Origin of the sequence: Clostridium sp. DSM 17811 (assembly GCF_018861905.1) — a bacterium.
Classification (GTDB): domain Bacteria; phylum Bacillota; class Clostridia; order Clostridiales; family Clostridiaceae; genus Clostridium_AD; species Clostridium_AD frigoriphilum.
The window spans coordinates 188,665-207,259 of sequence record NZ_JAHLDU010000003.1; the positions used below are offsets into that span (position 1 = coordinate 188,665).

An 18,595-nucleotide genomic window follows, 5' to 3' on the forward strand; every position below is an offset into this window, starting at 1 on the left:
AATAGTTTTGTTTATCATTTTATTTATAAATAAAACTATTTATAAATTTAAAGAGTCCTTGTACATTTTTAGTATATCTTCTTTTCCTACAGGGGTGGGATGATTTTTTAATTTATCTTTGTTTAATGCCATGTCTTCCGCATAGGAACATATGTCTTTATAACTTACATTATCTATGCTTCCAAGCATATCATTTAAAAAAGCACCGAGTTCATCTAAATTTTCTATAGTTAATAAATATAGAATTTTTCTGACTCTGTGTTTGTTTTCGGAAAATTCCAAATATTCTTTTAAAAGAACTCCGTTTGCTTTTCCATGCGGTATATTATGAAAATATGTAAGAGCATAACCCATTCCATGTGGAAGAGATGTGCCTGATTGTGCAATTACCATACCAGCTATGGTAGAGGCTAACATTAATTTTTCTCGAACAGCATAAGTAAAATCTTTTTCTTTTATCATATTTAAACATTCACCAAATAATTTCAAACCTTTTTCAGCTAGTGCATCACTCACTGTATTTGATTTAGAAGATAAATAACCTTCTATTAAGTGGGATAATGCATCTATAGAAGTATTAACAGTTATTTTTTCTGGTAAGGACATTAAATATTTTACGTCTAACATGGCGTAATCGGGAAATACTCTTTGACATATGCCATGTTTTGTTTTTAGTTTATTATCTGTAAGAATAGCATATGGTGTTGTTTCAGTTCCTGTTCCAGCTGTTGTAGGCACTGCAATCAAAGGTATAGATTTAAGGTTTGGACTATCAAATAAATTATGAATTGTAGCATCGGCGTTATTTATTAACACTCCAGCTGCTTTTGCAGAATCAATGGGAGAACCTCCTCCAATACCTATAATAAAGTTGGAATTTTGTGTTCTTCCAAGTTTTACAATCTTCTCTACAGTTTCTAAAGATGGATTTTCTTCTACATCATTAAAAACCTCGTAGACAATGCCTTCTTTTTCTAATGCATTAGTAATATCTTTTAATGAACCGTTTTTGATTGATGAGGTCTTGCCGGTTACAATCAAAGCTTTTTTTCCATAAGAAGAAAATAGATTACTGTTCTTTAATATTACTTCTTTATCTAATATTATTTTTGTTGGCATGTAGTAATTAATAAAATTCATTATATATCCTCCTTTTATAATATTACATTCTGTATATATTATAACATTAGGAACCTTAAAATATTTTATGATCTTAATTTTATATTTTTTTGTTTATTATAATTTATATTTTTATAGATATATTTCCTTGGAAATATATTACAACTTTTATCGCCATTACAAAAGTAAAATAAAAAATGATTTATCAGCAATTGATTTTTTATTAATATACTTATATAATCCTTTATGAAGGCTTATTTATATATATTTCAATTTAAATTTTAAATCGTGTTTTTTATTTAGTAACAGATTATAAAATTGGCTTAAAATTATTTAATAAAAGAGTACATAAATAATTTTATAATAGAAAATTTATATTTATATAGTAACTAAAAATAAAATTAGGATGTGTTATAGTGGAAGAACGTTTGCAAAAATTTATGGCAAGATGTGGTGTTGCATCACGAAGAAAGTGTGAAGAAATAATTACTGCTGGTAGAGTAAAAGTAAATAATTTGTTAGTTTCAGAGCTTGGAAATAAAATTGACCCCGAAAAAGATAGTGTAGAGGTAGATAATAAAATTATTAATATAGAAGAAAATAAAGTTTACATTGCATTAAATAAACCAGAAGGGATAGTATCTACTGTAAAAGATGAGAAAGGCAGAGAGACTATTTTAGATTTAGTAAAGACAAAAGAAAGAATATATCCTATAGGTCGTTTAGATTATGATACATGTGGATTAATTATTTTGACTAATGATGGAGATATCTATAATAAGGTGATTCACCCAAGACAGGCTATTAATAAAGTCTATATGGCAATACTTGAAGGCTGCCCAAATGAGGAAGAAATAGCTACATTCTGTAATGGAGTGGATATTGATGGATATATTACTGCTAAGGCCGGTTTTGAAATTACTAAAAGAATCGGATTTAATTGTAGGGCTACAATTACAATACATGAGGGTAAGAACCGTCAAATCAGAAAAATGTGTGAGGTTATAGGTCATCCAGTTGTTGCATTAAAAAGAATTTCTGTTGGTAATATTTTGCTCGGAAATATGGAGAAGGGAGAATGGAGAAATTTAACTTTTGATGAAATAAATTATTTGAAGAATTTATAACTTGAGGATTTATTATATGATGTATGTAAATAATAAAATATTATACAAATGAATAATTCGTTGAAAATATCTTCAAAAGATGATAAAATGAAATAAAAAATTCATTTTATTATCTTTTGAAATTTTTATTTCATTTATTTGGATTAATATAGGAAGGATTGAGTTGATTATGGTAGATAGCAAACAAGATTTGATGAGGACTATTCAAATTAAATTTCCACGTTTAAGTAAAGGACAGAAATTAATAGCAGAATATATTCTAAAACACTATGATAAAGCAGCATTTATGACAGCAGCTAAATTGGGAACTAGTGTAGGAGTAAGTGAATCTACTGTTGTAAGATTTGCTAATGAATTAGGGTTTAGTGGTTATCCTAAACTACAGAAAGCTCTTCAAGAATTAATTAAAAACAAATTAACTACTGTGCAAAGAATTGAATTATCAAATGATTTTATTACTCAGGAAAATGCATTAAAAGGTGTATTAAAAGCTGATATGGAAAATATTCGCGCTACACTTGAAAAAATTAATCATAAAACTTTTGAGGATATAGTTAATTCACTATTTGAAGCTAGAAAAATATACATAATTGGACTTAGAAGTTCGGCAGCACTTGCAGAATTTTTAGCATTTCACTTAAATCTTATTTTAGATAATGTTAAAGTAGTTGCTTATGGTGTTAGTGATATATTTGAGCAGATGCTTTATGTTAATGAACAAGACATAGTTATTGGAATAGGGTTTCCTAGGTATACAACAAGAACAATTGAAGCATTAGCTTTTGCTAAAAGTAAGAATGCAAATGTTGTAGCAATTACAGATAGTTTATTATCTCCATTAGCTACTAGAGCAGATTACACATTAATAGCTCAAAGTAATATGGCATCATTTGTTGATTCTTTAGTAGCACCACTTAGTGTAATAAATGCATTAATTATTGCTGTGGGCTTACGAGAAAAAGAAAAAATTTCAAGAACATTTTCTACTTTAGAGGACATATGGGAAGAATATCAAGTTTATTCCTTTAAAGATAAGGATAGGGAATGAAAGATAAATTCTTAATCAAACGGTTTGAAGAGAATCCTTTCATTGGGATTCTCTTTTGAGGTTGTGTTTTACATATACAGAAAATGAGTTTAATTGTATTATAATAAATTTTAAATGTAAATATTATAAGGGAGTGATTGTGTGGCAAAAGTAATTATTATTGGAGGAGGACCAGCAGGCATGATGGCGGCTGTTACGGCTTCATCAAAACATGAGGTGGTTCTCATTGAAAAAAATGAAAGATTAGGAAGAAAACTTTATATAACAGGTAAGGGTAGATGCAATATTACAAATGCTAAGGATATTGGTGACTTTTTTGAAAATATACCATGTAATCCTAACTTTTTATATAGTTCTTTATATTCCTTTACTAATGAAGATACTATGAACTTTTTCAAAGAGCAAGGAGTTAACCTTAAAGTTGAAAGAGGGGATAGAGTATTTCCTGAGTCAGATAAATCTTCAGATATTATAAAAGCTTTTGATATTGAATTAAAGAATAAAAAGGTTGAAGTGTTATTAAATTCAAAAGTGAAAAGAATAGTTCGAGATAATCAGAAAGTTATTGGTGTTGAACTTGCTTCTGGAAATAATGTATATGGAGATTATATTATATTATGTACTGGTGGGTTATCATACCCACAAACTGGTTCATCAGGTGAAGGATTAACTTATGCCAAGGTTTTAGGACATAATATAATTAAACCTAAAGCATCACTTGTACCAATCGAGCTTGAGGAGGATTGGATTAAGGATTTACAAGGACTTTCTCTAAAAAACGTAGAACTTAATATTACAAATAGTAAGAATAAGAGCATATATAAAGAGTTCGGAGAAATGATTTTTACTCATTATGGAATTTCAGGACCCATTGTCCTAAGTGGAAGTTGTTATGTAAAAGAAGGAGAAAAATTAAAAGCTTTTATTAATCTAAAACCAGCATTGAGCGAAATTCAACTTGATAAACGAATTCAAAGCGATTTCTTAAAGTACGCAAATAAAGATTTTAAAAATTCATTAACTGATTTACTCCCTAGTAAACTTATTAATACAATTATTCAATTGTCTAATATTGATGAAGATAAAAAGGTGAATTCTGTTACTAAAGAGGAAAGAAAAGTTTTAGTTAATTTACTTCAAAATTTACCGCTCACTATTAAGAGGCTTCGCCCAATTGATGAAGCAATTATAACTAGTGGAGGGGTAGACACTTTGCAAATAGATGCTTCTACTATGAAATCAAAACTAATAGATAATCTTTATTTTGCAGGCGAAATGATAGATGTGGATGCATATACAGGAGGTTATAATCTTCAAATAGCATTATCTACAGGATTTTTAGCTGGAAATAGTGTAGGGGTAGACTAATTATACTTAAAAGAGTGTTTTGATTGATGGAGGGTGAATTATAATGGAAATTTCTATTGCTATAGATGGACCTGCAGGTGCAGGGAAAAGTACAATAGCCAAAATGATAGGTAAGAAATTCAATCTAATGTATATTAACACAGGTGCAATGTATAGGGCTGTTACATTGAAAGCTATGGATGCAAATATATCAGAAAATAATGTTCACGATTTAGTTAAATTAGTGGGATCTTTGGAAATGCATTTTGTAGAGGATCGTTTATATGTTAATAATGAAGATTTAACAAATATGATAAATATGCCAAATATAAGTAACAATGTCTCAAAGTATGCAGCTGTTCCTGAAATTAGAGAAATTCTTGTTAAGTTACAAAAGGACATAGCAAAAAAGTTTAATGTTATTATGGATGGACGCGATATAGGTACCGTTGTATTAAAAGAGGCTCCTTTTAAATTTTATTTAACTGCTAGTAGTGAAGAAAGAGCAAAAAGAAGATATGAGGAATTAATGTCAAAAGGTATAGAAGTTGATTACAATACTATTTTAAATGATATTATTAAAAGAGATTTTATTGATACCCATAGAGAGGTTAATCCACTTACAAAAGCGTCAGATGCTGTAGAAATAGATTCTTCAGATTTAGACATTGATGGAGTAATAAACGTAATAGTATCTTATATTAATTCAAATATTTAAAAAATACTTTATCTATTGAGGTGAAAAAATGAAAGAAATAACACTTGCAGATTCAGCTGGTTTTTGTTTTGGAGTTAAACGGGCAGTGGACAAGGCTTTAGAAATAAAGGGGAAATATAATAAAAAAATATATACACTTGGACCACTTATACATAATAATGATGTTGTAAACTTTTTAAAAGAAAATTTAATATATCCAATAGAACTTGAAGACATTACAAGTTTGGAAGATAATGACACAATTATTATAAGATCCCATGGTGTATCTGAAGAAACATTAAATATTTTAAGGAAAACTAATCTTAATATAGTAGATGCGACATGTCCATATGTAGAAAATATTCATAAAAAGGTAAAAAAATATTATGATTTAGGATATCATATAATTATTGTAGGAGATAAAAATCATCCCGAAGTTATTGGAATTAATGGATGGTGTAACGACTGCGCAGTAATACTTAAAAGCGGTATTGATATTGGGACTACCGCAAATAAAGTATGCGTGGTAGCTCAAACAACCGAAAGGCAAGCTACTTGGGAACATGTATTAACTAAAATTATAAAGGTTAGTAAGGAAATAGTTGCATTTAATACTATTTGTAGTGCAACAGAAGTGCGCCAAAAATCTGCAGAAGAACTTTCAAAGAATGTTGATGCTATGGTTGTTATTGGTGGATTTAATAGTTCAAATACTACAAAGCTTTATGAAATATGTAAACAAAATTGTGAAAATACAATTCATGTAGAAAACATATTAGATATATCAGATGAATTTATAAAGGATGAAAATGTTAAGAAAATAGGGGTAACAGCAGGGGCATCAACACCGGATTGGATTATTAAAGAAGCTATCTCAAAAATGAATTAGAAGAAACGTGTAGCATAAAATTATGTATACACGTTTCTTTACGATTTGTAGCCCGAAATAAGTTATTCATAAAGGTCTTAGAAATTGTGCATCTATTTTTAGAAATTACAGAATACTAAATTAAAAATAATAATATAATTTAATAGTACTAATGTAGGGAGACAAAAATAGAAACTTATTAAAAAATAAAAATTAATGGAGTAAAGCTAAATGTATAAGTCAATAGGTCTAACTTTAAAAAACATTGATGATTTTCGTGAAATCAATAAATTTAATACTAACTTTAGTTTATCAAATAAAGATTTTTTTGCTCTGTATGATAGCAGTAATATTATTCAAAAATTATTTATGAGAAAGAATGTAAATCTATTAATGGAAGACAATAATTATATAGGATATATATGGTTTGAGAAGCAAAATAAATATCATAGCTGCATAAACTCAATGAATGTAATAGAAAAGGGTAATTTGATTTATTTTTATAAAAATTTAATTGGATCAGTTATAAACAATAGTCTACTAACTTATGAATGCGAAGATAACAAAGTAAATATTGATATTTTAAGTGAGCTAGGATTTAAAAGGACTAAAGGATTTAGAGAACTAGAAAAACAGTGCTCTGAACATTTTAATACCTTTGTGACCAGTGAAATTACTTTTTCTATAGTAAAAAGAAATAAAGATGAAAAATTACGTTGCTTATTACAAAATGAAATATTTAAAAATGATGACAGAATTCCAATAGACATAGAAGATATATATTATGATGAGGAACAAGAATATTATTTTGACAAAGGCGCAATATTCATTAAATACAATAATGAACCTATTGGTTATGGTCAGATTATAGTTGAAGAGAAATCAGCAATAATAGTAAATTTTGGTATAATAGGTAAAAATAGAAATGTAGGATATGGAAAAGTGCTTTTGGAGTATTTGCTAAATATAGCTATGGATAACAATTTTTCCAAAGTATCACTTCGTGTTGATGCAGATAATATTGTTGCATTTAACTTATATAGATCTCTAGGGTTTAGTGTTAAAAAAGAATTTTATACATGGCAAAAACTAAAACTTAAGAATATAAAAGTGGATAGATGATGTACATCTATCCACTTTTATATTCTTAATTATTTATTTAATTCAACATATTTCTTGATTGCTATACCCAGAATTTCCATAGCATCTTTTAATGCGGTAGTATTTAAACAATATGATAATCTAATTTCGTTTACTCCAAGTCCCTTCGTTGCATAGAAACCTTGCGCAGGTGCAACCATAACAGTCTTATTATTATAATTAAAATCTGTTAATAACCATTTAGCAAAATCTTCAGCACTTTTTATAGGAAGCTTGGCCACTATATAAAATGCTCCAGTTGGTTTTTCACAAACGACACCTGGTATTTTTAATAAGTATTTGTACAAAATATTTCTTCTTTCTTCATATTCTTTTTTTACCTCTGTAAAATATGATTTAGGAGTGTTAATTAGGTTTGCAGCAGCTACTTGCTCTATAACCGGCACGCATAATCTAGATTGACCTAATTTAAGCATCTGAGCCATAAGATATTTGTGTTTTGATGCAACTAAGCCAATTCTAGCACCACAGGCACTGTAACGCTTAGAGATACTATCAATCAATATTACTTTATCTTCGATATCTTTCATGTATAAAGCAGAAGTATATTTTAAATCATCATAAACAAATTCTCTATATACTTCATCAGATATTAAAAATATATCATTTTCTTTAACAATATCTGCAAGCATTCGTATTTCGGCCTGAGTATATACTACTCCTGTAGGATTTCCAGGATTTGATACCATTATTGCTCTAGTTTTCTTTGTAATCTTGCTTGTAATCTCCTCTTTGCTAGGTAAATGAAAACCATCTTCAGCTTTGGTGATAAATGGAATGACTTTAACTGAAGCTAAATCGGCAAGCCCATTGTAATTTGTATAAAATGGTTCAGGAATTATAATTTCGTCACCAGGGTCACAAATAGCCATAAAAGCAAAAAGGATGGCTTCAGATCCTCCATTAGTTACTAGTATTTCACTTTTAGAGAGTTTTATATTCCACTCAAGATAATACTTTACAAAACTTTCAATTAATGGATCCATTCCTTGGGAATTTTCATACTTAAGTACTTTGTCTGTGAAGTTATTGATTCCTTCCATAAATGTAGAAGGAGTGTGTATATCAGGTTGACCTATGTTAAGATGATATACACTGACTCCTCTTTTTTTTGCATCTTCCGCAAAAGGTGCTAGTTTACGAATTGTTGAAAATTGCATTGATTCCAGTCTATTAGATAAATTCATAATATTTCCCCCCATCCCAAATTAAAAAACTAACTAAACTCTTTTACAATGATTTCGACAGGAGAAGAGGATACTTTTATATTTATCATATTGTTGTTGTGATTACACATACAAAAATAACTTCTATCTCCTATACAATTAAACTGCATATGTCTATCCTTAATGTTTTCATTCTTTTTTGCATCATACATATTAAATCACTCCTTTTAGGTAGGTTATCCTAAAAGCTGAAATTTATTAAGAAAAGAAAAAAACAAGTAATAGAGACATTTACATAATTAAAAAAACACAATAACACGTATATTATTTGATATATTATAACACATAATTATCAATTAATATTCTATTCTGATTTATTCATATATTTAAACCAAAATAAATTTATGATTAATTATATCCAATTAGTAAAAATGACTTTAAAAAAGTTTATAAATTATATATAATGATAGATAGTGATATTTTTTTATAAAGGAGAATGAACTAATGAATGAAACAATTAAATACTATATAGAAACATGGGGCTGTCAAATGAACGAGGAAGATTCAGAAAAATTATCCGGTATGCTAATACCAGTGGGGTATAAAAAAACATTGGATAAGGGATCTGCTGATATAATTATATTTAATACTTGTTGTGTTAGAGAGAACGCAGAACAAAAGGTTGATGGAAATATTGGGGCTTTAAAAACAATGAAAAAAGAGAATCCAAAGCTTGTAATTGCGGTTATTGGATGTATGATGCAGCAAGATGGTATGGCAAAACATATAATTACTAAATTCCCATTTGTAGATATTATTATTGGGACTCATAATGCATATAAATTTCCAGAGTATTTAAAAAGAATACAGAGCGGAGAATCATCTATTGTTGAAATTTGGGACAAGGAAGAAAGCATTATAGAAGGAATTCCAATAGAAAGGGAAAATACTTTAAAAGGTTTTGTTACAATTATGTATGGTTGCAACAATTTTTGTACTTATTGCATAGTACCTTATGTAAGAGGACGCGAACGTAGTCGAAATCCGGAAGATATCATTAATGAAATAACAGTTATGGTTGGACAAGGGTATAAAGAAATAACCTTACTTGGTCAAAACGTTAATTCTTATGGGAAGGGATTAACTCCAGAAATAAATTTCGCTCAGTTACTTCGTAAAATTAACAAAATTGAAAATTTGGAGAGATTAAGATTTATGACGTCTCACCCAAAGGATTTATCTAATGAAGTAATAGAAGTTATTGCCGAGAGTGATAAGATTTGTGAACATGTTCATTTACCAGTACAATCAGGTTCATCTAATCTTCTAAAAAAAATGAATAGACATTATGATAGAGAGCAATATTTGGAGTTAGTAAAAAACATTAGAAATACAATCCCTAATGTAGGAATAACTACAGATATAATAGTTGGATTTCCAGGAGAAACCGAGGAAGATTTTGCACAGACTCTAAGTTTAATGGAAGAGGTTAAATTTAATTTAGCGTTTACTTACCTTTACTCTAAAAGAAAGGGAACACCAGCAGATGAAATGCTAGATCAAGTACCAGAGGACGTTAAGCATGAGAGGTTTAATAGATTAGTAGAAGTTGTTAATAGAAATTGTGCAGAAAAAAACAAAGCATGCGTAGGGAAAATTGTAGAGGTACTGGTCGAGGGTTATAGTAAAAAAGATGAAAGTAAATTGACTGGTAGAACTAGAAACGGGAAAGTAGTGAACTTCGAGGGAAATGGCAATGTTGCCGGCGATCTCGTATCAGTGTTAATAACAGATTCACATTCTTTTTCACTTTTTGGTGAAGAAATATAAACTAACAAATAAATTATAGTAACTAATTTAATATCTGTGATTATTTATAAAGATTCAATTTATGTGTTTAAGGCAATTTATATAATTACAGAGAAAAGCAAAGGGGAATGGCAATGGCATTAACTCCAATGATGATACAATATTTTGAAGTAAAAGAAACATGTAAGGATTGCATTTTATTTTTTAGATTAGGTGATTTTTATGAAATGTTTTTTGATGATGCACAGCTTGTAGCAAAAGAACTAGAGCTTGTGCTTACAGGGCGTGATTGTGGGCTTGAAAAAAGAGCACCTATGTGCGGAATACCCCATCATGCAGCAAATATATATGTAGGAAGGCTAATTGCAAAAGGATATAAGGTTGCTATATGTGAACAAGTAGAAGATCCTGCATTAGCTAAGGGAATCGTTAAAAGAGAAGTAATTAAAATAATCACTCCAGGAACTTACACTGATTCTGGGTTTTTAGAAGAAGCTAAAAATAATTATATTATGAGCATATACATTAATAAAGAGACTAATTTTTGTGGTTTATGTTTTTGTGATGTATCAACAGGTGAATTTACTTGTACTGAGACGAAACTTAACATTGTCACCATATTAGATGAAATTTCAAAGTTTACACCAAAAGAAATTATTGTCTCAGAAGATATAGAGGATGAAATACTAAAGGTTATAAAAGAAAGATTTAACGTGTCTTATTCTGCATACCCTAATGACTTTTTCAGTATTAAAAATGATAACATAATAAAAAATCAATTTCATAATTATAGTGAGAAAACTTTCTCGCAAACTTTACTAAGTAGCATTTCAGGGCTACTTAGTTATATTATAGATACACAAAAAAAATCGCTTTCTCATATAGATACTATCGAATACTATGATATTTTAGATTATGTAAGTTTAGATGCAAACTCTAGGAGAAACTTAGAGCTAACAGAAACTTTAAGAGATAAAACTAAGAAAGGTTCTTTATTATGGGTGCTAGATAGAACTAATACTGCGATGGGAGCTAGAAGACTACGTAAGTGGTTAGATCAACCTTTAATAAACAAAAAGATGATAGATGAAAGATTAGAGGCTGTAGAAGAAATTAAAAATAATACAACGACCCATGAAGATTTAAAAGATGTACTTGTTGATATATATGATATAGAAAGGTTAGTTGGGAAAATTTCTTCGAAAAACGTCAATGCCAAAGAACTGATTTCTCTAAAAAACTCTATAGAAAAAATACCAAAAGTAAAATCAATTATATCAGTGTTAAATAGTAAATTAATAAATAAGATATATTTAGAATTGGATGATTTGCAAGATATACATAACGTATTAGAAAAGTCTATTATAAATAGTCCAGCTATTTCCATTAAAGAAGGAAATATTATTAAGGAAGGTTTTAATAGTGAAATAGATGAGTTAAGGCGTGCTAAGGCTCATGGTAAGGAATGGATTGCTACCTTAGAAAGCGATGAAAAAAGAATAACTGGAATAAAATCACTAAAAGTTGGGTACAACAGAGTGTTTGGTTATTATATTGAAGTAACTAAATTAAATATTCCATCTATTCCAGAAGGTAGATATATAAGAAAACAAACTTTATCTAATGCAGAAAGATATATTACTCCTGAACTTAAGGAAATGGAAGATAAGATTCTTGGTGCACAAGATAAGCTAGTAAATATAGAATATGAGATATTTACAGGTATACGAGAAGAAATTGAAAAACATATAGAAAGAATGAAAAACACAGCGAAGCTAATATCAGAAATAGATTGTCTAAGTTCACTTGCAACAATCGCTCTAGAAAACAATTATACCAGGCCTAAGATAAATAAAAAGGGTATTTTAAACATAATAGGAGGAAGGCACCCAGTAGTTGAGAAAATGATGCCTACGAATACTTTTATTGAAAATGATACATATATGGATGAAAAGGATAACCAATTACTATTAATAACGGGGCCTAATATGGCAGGTAAATCCACATATATGCGTCAAGTAGCCTTAATAACTATTATGGCTCAAATGGGAAGTTTTGTTCCTTGTGCGTCAGCAGACATATCAATCTGTGATAAAATCTTTACAAGAATAGGAGCATCTGACGATCTTGCAGCAGGCAAAAGTACTTTTATGGTAGAAATGTGGGAAGTATCAAATATATTAAAAAATGCAACCAATAAAAGCTTAGTTTTACTTGATGAGGTAGGCAGAGGTACAAGTACTTATGATGGTCTAAGTATAGCTTGGTCAGTAATTGAGTACATTTGTAAAAACACTAATTTAAGGAGTAAAACTTTATTTGCAACGCATTATCACGAGTTAACAAAGCTAGAAGGAATAATTAAGGGTGTTAAAAATTATTCTGTAGCCGTGAAAAAAATTGAAAATGAAATTGTATTTTTAAGGAAAATTGTACCTGGAGGAGCTGATGAGTCCTATGGTATTGAGGTAGCTAAACTTGCAGGGTTACCAGAAGATGTAATAAATAGGGCGAACGAGATCTTAAATTCACTAGAAAAAAACAATGCTAGCACGGAAATTAACTTTATTAACAAGAAACCTGAAAAAATGGATAAATCTATTAAGTCAAGCGGCAAAGTTAATGAGGAAAACATTGTGGAGAAGGAATCAGCTGTAACTTATGAAGCTGATATAGTGAAAGACGAGGTCACTCAAATAAGCTTTACAGATATAGAAAAGGATAATATATTAAAAGAAATAAAAAATATAAATATTCTTAATCTAACACCTATGGATGGTTTTAATAAGTTATATGAATTAGTTAATAGGGCAAAGTTGTTATCATGATGTCTGAGTTATTATAAGAGTAGCAAAGGATGTGATTTATTATGAGAATTAATATATTAGAAGTTGAAACTTCCAATAAAATTGCTGCAGGTGAGGTTGTGGAAAGGCCATCATCTGTAGTAAAGGAATTAGTTGAAAATAGCATAGATGCAGGTGCTAAAAATATTACCATAGAAATATTAGAAGGTGGTCAAAAAAATATAAAGGTAATTGATGATGGCTCAGGTATTCATGTGGATGATATAGAAAAAGCTTTTTTACCTCATGCTACTAGTAAAATAAAATATGTTGAAGACATATATAAAATACATTCATTAGGGTTTAGGGGAGAGGCATTACCCAGTATAGCTTCAGTATCTAGGACGTTGTTAAATAGTAGAACAAAAGAGTCTCCATTTGGCATGGAAATATCTCAGTCATCAAGTGATGTACTATACATTAAAGAAGTTGGATGTAATGTTGGGACAACAATTGAAGTTAAGGATTTGTTTTTTAATGTACCAGCAAGACAAAAATTTCTAAAATCACCACAAAGAGAATCTGCTTTAATATCGGATATTTTAGGAAGACTAGCCCTGGCTAATAATGAAATTTCTTTTAAATTGTCAAATAATGATAAAAAGGTATTTTCTACTTTTAGTTCTACACAGCCTCGTGACACCATTAGATACATATATGGCAAAGAGGTTGCAGATAATATTACCAGTTTTGAAAAGTATAATGACGTAATGTCTGTACATGGGTATATTGGTAATGCTTTGATAAGTCGTGGAAGCCGTAACAGGCAAAGTATTTTTGTTAACAAAAGGTATATTAAAAGTGGTTTAATTACCGCTGCGGTGGAAAATGCTTTTAAATCTTTTTTGACTATTAATAAATTCCCGTTCTTTGTTATATTCTTAGATATTTTCCCGGAGTATATAGATATAAATGTTCATCCGCAAAAAACTGAAATTAAATTTCAGGAAGATAAAGCAATATTTAAGTTTGTTTTTGATGCAGTTCATACAGCAATTGGTGATAGCCTAAGAGGGAATTTTGACGTTACAGAAGATGATAATAAAAATAATGATAATAATGAAAAAAGAAATGAGAATGAAAATAATAGTGCAAAAGAAGTTGAAAAAAACACCATAAAAAAAGATGTTTATGATTTTAATAGAATAATTATAGATGAAAAAGTCAAAGAAGAACTGGAAAAGAGTGTTCAAATTCCAATAGACTTTAAATATAAAAGGCAAAACAATGAAAATGAAGCAGATAGTTTTATGGAATCTTCTTATGCACATTCAAGCCTGCCAAAAGTTACAAGTAATTCAGGCAGTGAATTTGCAAGTGAAGTGCAAAGCACAAGTGAAAATGTCAAAGAAAGTGGTAATATTAATCAGGAAACGGGTGAAATAACAACATCAAACGAAGTTTCTAGAATTTCAAAGTTTCCAGAACTTCGAATTATAGGGCAATTTAATAAAACTTATATAATTGGTGAGGCATATAATGAACTTTACCTAATTGATCAACATGCAGCTCATGAAAAGGTATTATTTGAGAAATATAAAAAAGAAATTAAAAACGCGCAGGTGGTGTCTCAAATTTTATTAGTACCAACTGTAATAGAACTAAGCGTGGATGATTATGCTTATTATAGTGAAAATGTAGTTGTGTTTAATAATACTGGTTTTAATATTATTGAATTTGGGGAAAATACAATTAGTATAAAGGAAGTTCCTATAATACTCGGAAAACCAGATATCAAAAATCTTTTTAATGAGATATTAGATAACTTAAAAAATATGGGTAGTGGTGAAACAATACAAATTAAATATACTCGTATAGCAACGCTTGCATGTAAAGCAGCTGTAAAGGCTAATAATCTGTTATCAGATTTAGAAATGAATAAATTAATTAATGATCTAAGATACATTGATGAGCCTTTTACTTGTCCACATGGAAGACCTACAATAATAAAAATTACACTTAATGAATTAGAAAAAAAGTTTAAAAGAATACAATAGAAAAGGTGAAAATATGAAAGATTTATTTATTTTAGCAGGGCCTACAGGTATTGGCAAAACAGAAATATCTATAAAACTTGCACGAGAGCTAAATGGGGAGATTATATCAGCTGATTCAATGCAAATATATAAATATATGGATGTTGGATCTGCTAAGATTTCATTTGAGGAGATGAGGGGAATTCCTCATCATTTATTGGATATGATAGAGCCAAGTGTTGCTTTTAGTGTAGCCGATTTTAAAGAAAGATCAGAGAAGGCCATTTGCGATATAACTGACAAAAATAAACTCCCAATGCTCGTTGGTGGAACTGGGTTTTATATAAATTCATTAATTTATAATTTCAGTTTTGCTGATACAAATAAAGATGAATCATATAGAGAGTATCTTACAAAACTTGCAGAAGAAAATGGGAAAGAATATGTCCATAACTTACTTAAAGACATTGATGAAAAGACATACAATAAACTATATCCTAATGATTTGAAAAGAGTTATTAGAGCTTTAGAAGTATACAAGGTTAGTGGTAAACCCATGAGTGAGTTTGCAAAGGAGCAAGACATTTTGGATATTCCTTATAATGTACATTATTTTGTATTAAATATGGATAGACAAAAATTATATAATAGGATAAATTTACGCGTAGATATTATGATGAAAAATAATTTAGTTGATGAAGTTATAAAATTAAAGAAAATGGGCTACAATGCAGATATGCAGTCAATGAAGGGTATAGGTTACAAAGAGATATTATATTACTTAAATGATGAAATATCCTTAAATGAGGCTGTAGAGAAGATTAAACAAGGAAGTAGAAATTATGCTAAAAGGCAACTTACTTGGTTTAGAAAAGATCCAAGGGTAAACTGGATTAATAAAGATGATTTTAGTAGTGATGATGAGATTGTAGACTACATAAAGAGTAATTTAACCCTTTTGAATTAGTCTTAATAACTGTTTTTATAAAATTAAAATACAATTGTGGAGGAATATTTGTGAGCAAATTTACTGATAATTTGCAAGATATATTTTTAAATGAGGCAAGAAAGAATAAAATACAAGTTACTTTATATCTGATAAATGGTTTTCAATTAAAGGGCAATGTAACTGGTTTTGATACGTTCACTGTAGTATTAAACTGCGACGGGAAACAAATGATGGTATATAAACATGCTATTTCTACGATAACTCCACTTAATCCAATATTACTAGGGAGTGAAGAAATTTAAAGTTATAGTATGTTATTTAAGGCCTAAGGTTAGAGTAAACTAGCTTGAGGCTTTATTTTTTAAAATGATTATTCATACTATAAATACTAAATATGAAAGAGGTAAATGATGATAAATGAAAAGAATATTAAAACTTTAGGAACACATAGTGGTAAATTTCATGCAGATGATGTTATGGCTACAGCTATACTTAGATTATTATTAGGAGATATAAAGGTAATCAGAACAAGGGATGAAGAGGTACTTAAAAAACTAGATTTTGTTTATGACATATCACTTGGAGAATTTGATCACCATCAATTAGATAAAGAAATAAGAGAAAATAATATTCCATATGCCGCGTCAGGACTAGTTTGGAGAGAGTTTGGTTCTAGAGTAATACAAAAGTTTAATTCTGAGTTTGATGAAGACGATATAATATCAATTTTTGATTATATTGATAAAACTTTAGTGCAGGGGATTGATGCTATAGATAATGGCATAGATTCTAAAACGGAATTTAAAGTAACTTCAATAAGTGATATTATACAAAATTTTAATCCTACATGGGATGATGACTCATCTAAAGATGATGCATTTGAGGAAGCAGTAGGATTTGCAATTGTTGTTATAAAACGGATAATAAGTAGACAGGTTTCGGTTATAAAAGCGAGAGATATAGTAAATAAGGGATTTGAAAATAGAGAAGTTAATGAAATAATGGTTTTGAAAAATGGTTGTCCTTGGCTTCAACAGTTACTTAAAATAGATATAAATAGTGAGGTATTGTTTGTTATTTCACCTGGTGATAATAACGCGGAGTATAAGATTCAAACCGTAAAGAAGACCTCGGGGACTTTTGAGGCAAGAAAAGATTTAGTTGAGTCAATTAGAGGAAAATCAAGTGATGAGATAAATTCAATAATAAAAATAGATGATGCTATCTTTTGTCATAAGGCAGGGTTTATAGCATCAACTAAAAGCCTCACGAGTGCTCTAAAAATAGCAAAATTATCAGTTTAAAATTTATATAATGAACTCAATAACAATTAGGTGTTATTGGGTTCGTTTTTTATATAATAACTAATTAAGAGCCGATTTACAGCAGATAAATAGTAAAATTATTATTTTAATGTATCAGATATGACAACAAGAGCATAAGCTGTTGTTAAATGGAATTTTATTGTGGAGGGGATTAGGCGTTGGAATATTATATCCAGGTAGAACCAGATGTTAAAATTTTTGTTGAAGATTTAAATCCAAGAGGGAAGAAAACAATTTTATTTATACATGGTTGGCCATTAAATCATAAAGCATATGAATATCAGTTTAATGTACTTCCTAAAATGGGATATAGATGTATTGGAATTGACACTAGGGGGTTTGGTAATTCGGATAAGCCTATAAGTGGATACGATTATAATACATTATCAGATGATATAAGAGGGGTAGTCGAAGCTCTTAATTTAAAAAACTTCACTCTTGGCGGACATTCTATGGGGGGAGCAACTGCTATTAGATACATGGCTCGTCATAAAGGCTATGGGGTATCCAAACTTGCTCTCTTTGGGGCAGCGGCGCCTAGTTTAACTAAGCGTCCCAATTTTCCATATGGGTTGCCGAAGGAAACGGTAACAAAACTTATTCAAGAAACATATAATGACAGACCTAAAATGCTAAGAGATTTTGGTGATATATTTTTGTTTCAGTACGCTACTCAGCCTCTACAGGATTGGTTTTTTAATTTAGGTCTTGAAGCAGCAGGATGGGCAACAGCAGATTGTGCCACAACTTTTAGAGATGAAGAGTTATTTTGTGATTTAGAGAAAATAAATGTACCAACATTAATTCTTCATGGTATACATGATAAAGTTTGCTTATTCAAGTTAGCCGAAGTTATGAAACAAGGAATTAAAAATGCTAAACTTGTACCATTTGAATATAGTGGACATGGATTGTTCTGGGAAGAGCGTGACAAGTTTAATAAAGAATTAACACAATTTATTGAGAACTAATAAGGAATATTTTTAAACAGCTAGAGCCATAAAAGTTATGGGCTAAGGCTGTTTAAATTTTTTTGTAATTTTTAGCCACTCTAATATCTTTTTATGTCTAAACAATGACGTTTCATGTCTTAAATATTGAATTGTATATATTTATAAAATATTATATAATAAGTAACAGGTATTTAATTATGTCAT

General features: G+C 29.4%; 15 protein-coding genes and 1 pseudogene. 13 read left to right on the plus strand and 3 right to left on the minus strand.

Annotated elements, in window-relative coordinates:
• Positions 1 to 39: 39 nt before the first annotated feature.
• The gene (locus KPL44_RS06255) at positions 40 to 1,140 is read right to left on the minus strand and encodes an iron-containing alcohol dehydrogenase family protein (protein ID WP_216248031.1); all 1,101 of its coding nucleotides are present in this window, start codon (positions 1,138 to 1,140) and stop codon (positions 40 to 42) included.
• 395 nt (positions 1,141 to 1,535) lie between these two features.
• Here KPL44_RS06255 and KPL44_RS06260 point away from each other — a divergent pair, with 395 nt between their 5' ends.
• The 6 genes and pseudogenes from KPL44_RS06260 (at position 1,536) to KPL44_RS06285 (ending at position 7,328) form a co-directional block, all read left to right on the plus strand.
• The gene (locus tag KPL44_RS06260; protein WP_216248032.1) at positions 1,536 to 2,246 is read left to right on the plus strand and encodes a pseudouridine synthase; all 711 of its coding nucleotides are present in this window, start codon (positions 1,536 to 1,538) and stop codon (positions 2,244 to 2,246) included.
• Positions 2,247 to 2,415: 169 nt separating this feature from the next.
• Positions 2,416 to 3,294, plus strand: a complete 879-nt coding sequence (locus KPL44_RS06265; RefSeq protein WP_216120064.1) for a MurR/RpiR family transcriptional regulator — start codon at positions 2,416 to 2,418, stop codon at positions 3,292 to 3,294.
• Between the two features lie 141 nt (positions 3,295 to 3,435).
• A complete protein-coding gene (locus KPL44_RS06270) occupies positions 3,436 to 4,662 on the plus strand; it encodes an NAD(P)/FAD-dependent oxidoreductase (RefSeq protein WP_216248033.1) in 1,227 nt (408 codons plus the stop codon).
• 43 nt (positions 4,663 to 4,705) lie between these two features.
• Positions 4,706 to 5,359, plus strand: a complete 654-nt coding sequence (gene cmk / locus KPL44_RS06275) for a (d)CMP kinase (protein ID WP_216248034.1) — start codon at positions 4,706 to 4,708, stop codon at positions 5,357 to 5,359.
• A gap of 28 nt (positions 5,360 to 5,387) precedes the next feature.
• Positions 5,388 to 6,224 (plus strand): annotated as a pseudogene (locus KPL44_RS06280) (4-hydroxy-3-methylbut-2-enyl diphosphate reductase); the annotation flags it as partial.
• A gap of 213 nt (positions 6,225 to 6,437) precedes the next feature.
• The gene (locus KPL44_RS06285) at positions 6,438 to 7,328 is read left to right on the plus strand and encodes a GNAT family N-acetyltransferase (protein ID WP_216248036.1); all 891 of its coding nucleotides are present in this window, start codon (positions 6,438 to 6,440) and stop codon (positions 7,326 to 7,328) included.
• 29 nt (positions 7,329 to 7,357) lie between these two features.
• On the opposite strand, the gene KPL44_RS06290 is transcribed toward KPL44_RS06285, so the two are convergent.
• Both KPL44_RS06290 and KPL44_RS06295 read right to left on the minus strand, forming a co-directional pair.
• The gene (locus tag KPL44_RS06290) at positions 7,358 to 8,554 is read right to left on the minus strand and encodes a pyridoxal phosphate-dependent aminotransferase (protein WP_216248037.1); all 1,197 of its coding nucleotides are present in this window, start codon (positions 8,552 to 8,554) and stop codon (positions 7,358 to 7,360) included.
• Positions 8,555 to 8,583: 29 nt separating this feature from the next.
• Positions 8,584 to 8,745 (minus strand): hypothetical protein, encoded by a 162-nt coding sequence (locus KPL44_RS06295; RefSeq protein ID WP_216248038.1) that lies wholly within the window; start codon positions 8,743 to 8,745, stop codon positions 8,584 to 8,586.
• Between the two features lie 292 nt (positions 8,746 to 9,037).
• On the opposite strand from KPL44_RS06295, the gene miaB reads away from it, so the two are divergent.
• The 7 genes from miaB to KPL44_RS06330 all read left to right on the plus strand — a co-directional run bounded on the left by miaB (position 9,038) and on the right by KPL44_RS06330 (position 18,409).
• Positions 9,038 to 10,363: a tRNA (N6-isopentenyl adenosine(37)-C2)-methylthiotransferase MiaB gene (miaB, locus tag KPL44_RS06300; protein ID WP_216248039.1), complete on the plus strand. Its 1,326-nt coding sequence runs from the start codon at positions 9,038 to 9,040 to the stop codon at positions 10,361 to 10,363.
• A 113-nt stretch (positions 10,364 to 10,476) separates the two neighbouring features.
• Positions 10,477 to 13,170: a DNA mismatch repair protein MutS gene (gene mutS / locus KPL44_RS06305; RefSeq protein WP_216248040.1), complete on the plus strand. Its 2,694-nt coding sequence runs from the start codon at positions 10,477 to 10,479 to the stop codon at positions 13,168 to 13,170.
• 41 nt (positions 13,171 to 13,211) lie between these two features.
• Positions 13,212 to 15,185: a DNA mismatch repair endonuclease MutL gene (gene mutL / locus KPL44_RS06310; protein WP_216248041.1), complete on the plus strand. Its 1,974-nt coding sequence runs from the start codon at positions 13,212 to 13,214 to the stop codon at positions 15,183 to 15,185.
• Between the two features lie 13 nt (positions 15,186 to 15,198).
• Entirely contained in the window at positions 15,199 to 16,131 is a 933-nt protein-coding gene (gene miaA / locus KPL44_RS06315) for a tRNA (adenosine(37)-N6)-dimethylallyltransferase MiaA (RefSeq protein WP_216248042.1), read from the plus strand.
• 50 nt (positions 16,132 to 16,181) lie between these two features.
• Entirely contained in the window at positions 16,182 to 16,415 is a 234-nt protein-coding gene (gene hfq / locus KPL44_RS06320; RefSeq protein WP_216248043.1) for an RNA chaperone Hfq, read from the plus strand.
• Positions 16,416 to 16,523: 108 nt separating this feature from the next.
• Positions 16,524 to 17,417, plus strand: a complete 894-nt coding sequence (locus tag KPL44_RS06325; RefSeq protein WP_216248044.1) for an MYG1 family protein — start codon at positions 16,524 to 16,526, stop codon at positions 17,415 to 17,417.
• Between the two features lie 179 nt (positions 17,418 to 17,596).
• Entirely contained in the window at positions 17,597 to 18,409 is an 813-nt protein-coding gene (locus tag KPL44_RS06330) for an alpha/beta fold hydrolase (protein WP_216248045.1), read from the plus strand.
• Positions 18,410 to 18,595 lie beyond the last annotated feature (186 nt).

Bases quoted from the DNA above. Each gene is read 5' to 3' on its own strand.
- KPL44_RS06265 (WP_216120064.1), top strand. From the start codon at position 2,416: ATGGTAGATAGCAAACAAGATTTGATGAGGACTATTCAAATTAAATTT.
- KPL44_RS06325 (WP_216248044.1), top strand. From the start codon at position 16,524: ATGATAAATGAAAAGAATATTAAAACTTTAGGAACACATAGTGGTAAA.
- miaA (WP_216248042.1), top strand. From the start codon at position 15,199: ATGAAAGATTTATTTATTTTAGCAGGGCCTACAGGTATTGGCAAAACA.
- KPL44_RS06290 (WP_216248037.1), bottom strand. From the start codon at position 8,554: ATGAATTTATCTAATAGACTGGAATCAATGCAATTTTCAACAATTCGT.
- cmk (WP_216248034.1), top strand. From the start codon at position 4,706: ATGGAAATTTCTATTGCTATAGATGGACCTGCAGGTGCAGGGAAAAGT.
- KPL44_RS06255 (WP_216248031.1), bottom strand. From the start codon at position 1,140: ATGAATTTTATTAATTACTACATGCCAACAAAAATAATATTAGATAAA.
- mutL (WP_216248041.1), top strand. From the start codon at position 13,212: ATGAGAATTAATATATTAGAAGTTGAAACTTCCAATAAAATTGCTGCA.
- miaB (WP_216248039.1), top strand. From the start codon at position 9,038: ATGAATGAAACAATTAAATACTATATAGAAACATGGGGCTGTCAAATG.
- mutS (WP_216248040.1), top strand. From the start codon at position 10,477: ATGGCATTAACTCCAATGATGATACAATATTTTGAAGTAAAAGAAACA.
- KPL44_RS06295 (WP_216248038.1), bottom strand. From the start codon at position 8,745: ATGTATGATGCAAAAAAGAATGAAAACATTAAGGATAGACATATGCAG.
- KPL44_RS06285 (WP_216248036.1), top strand. From the start codon at position 6,438: ATGTATAAGTCAATAGGTCTAACTTTAAAAAACATTGATGATTTTCGT.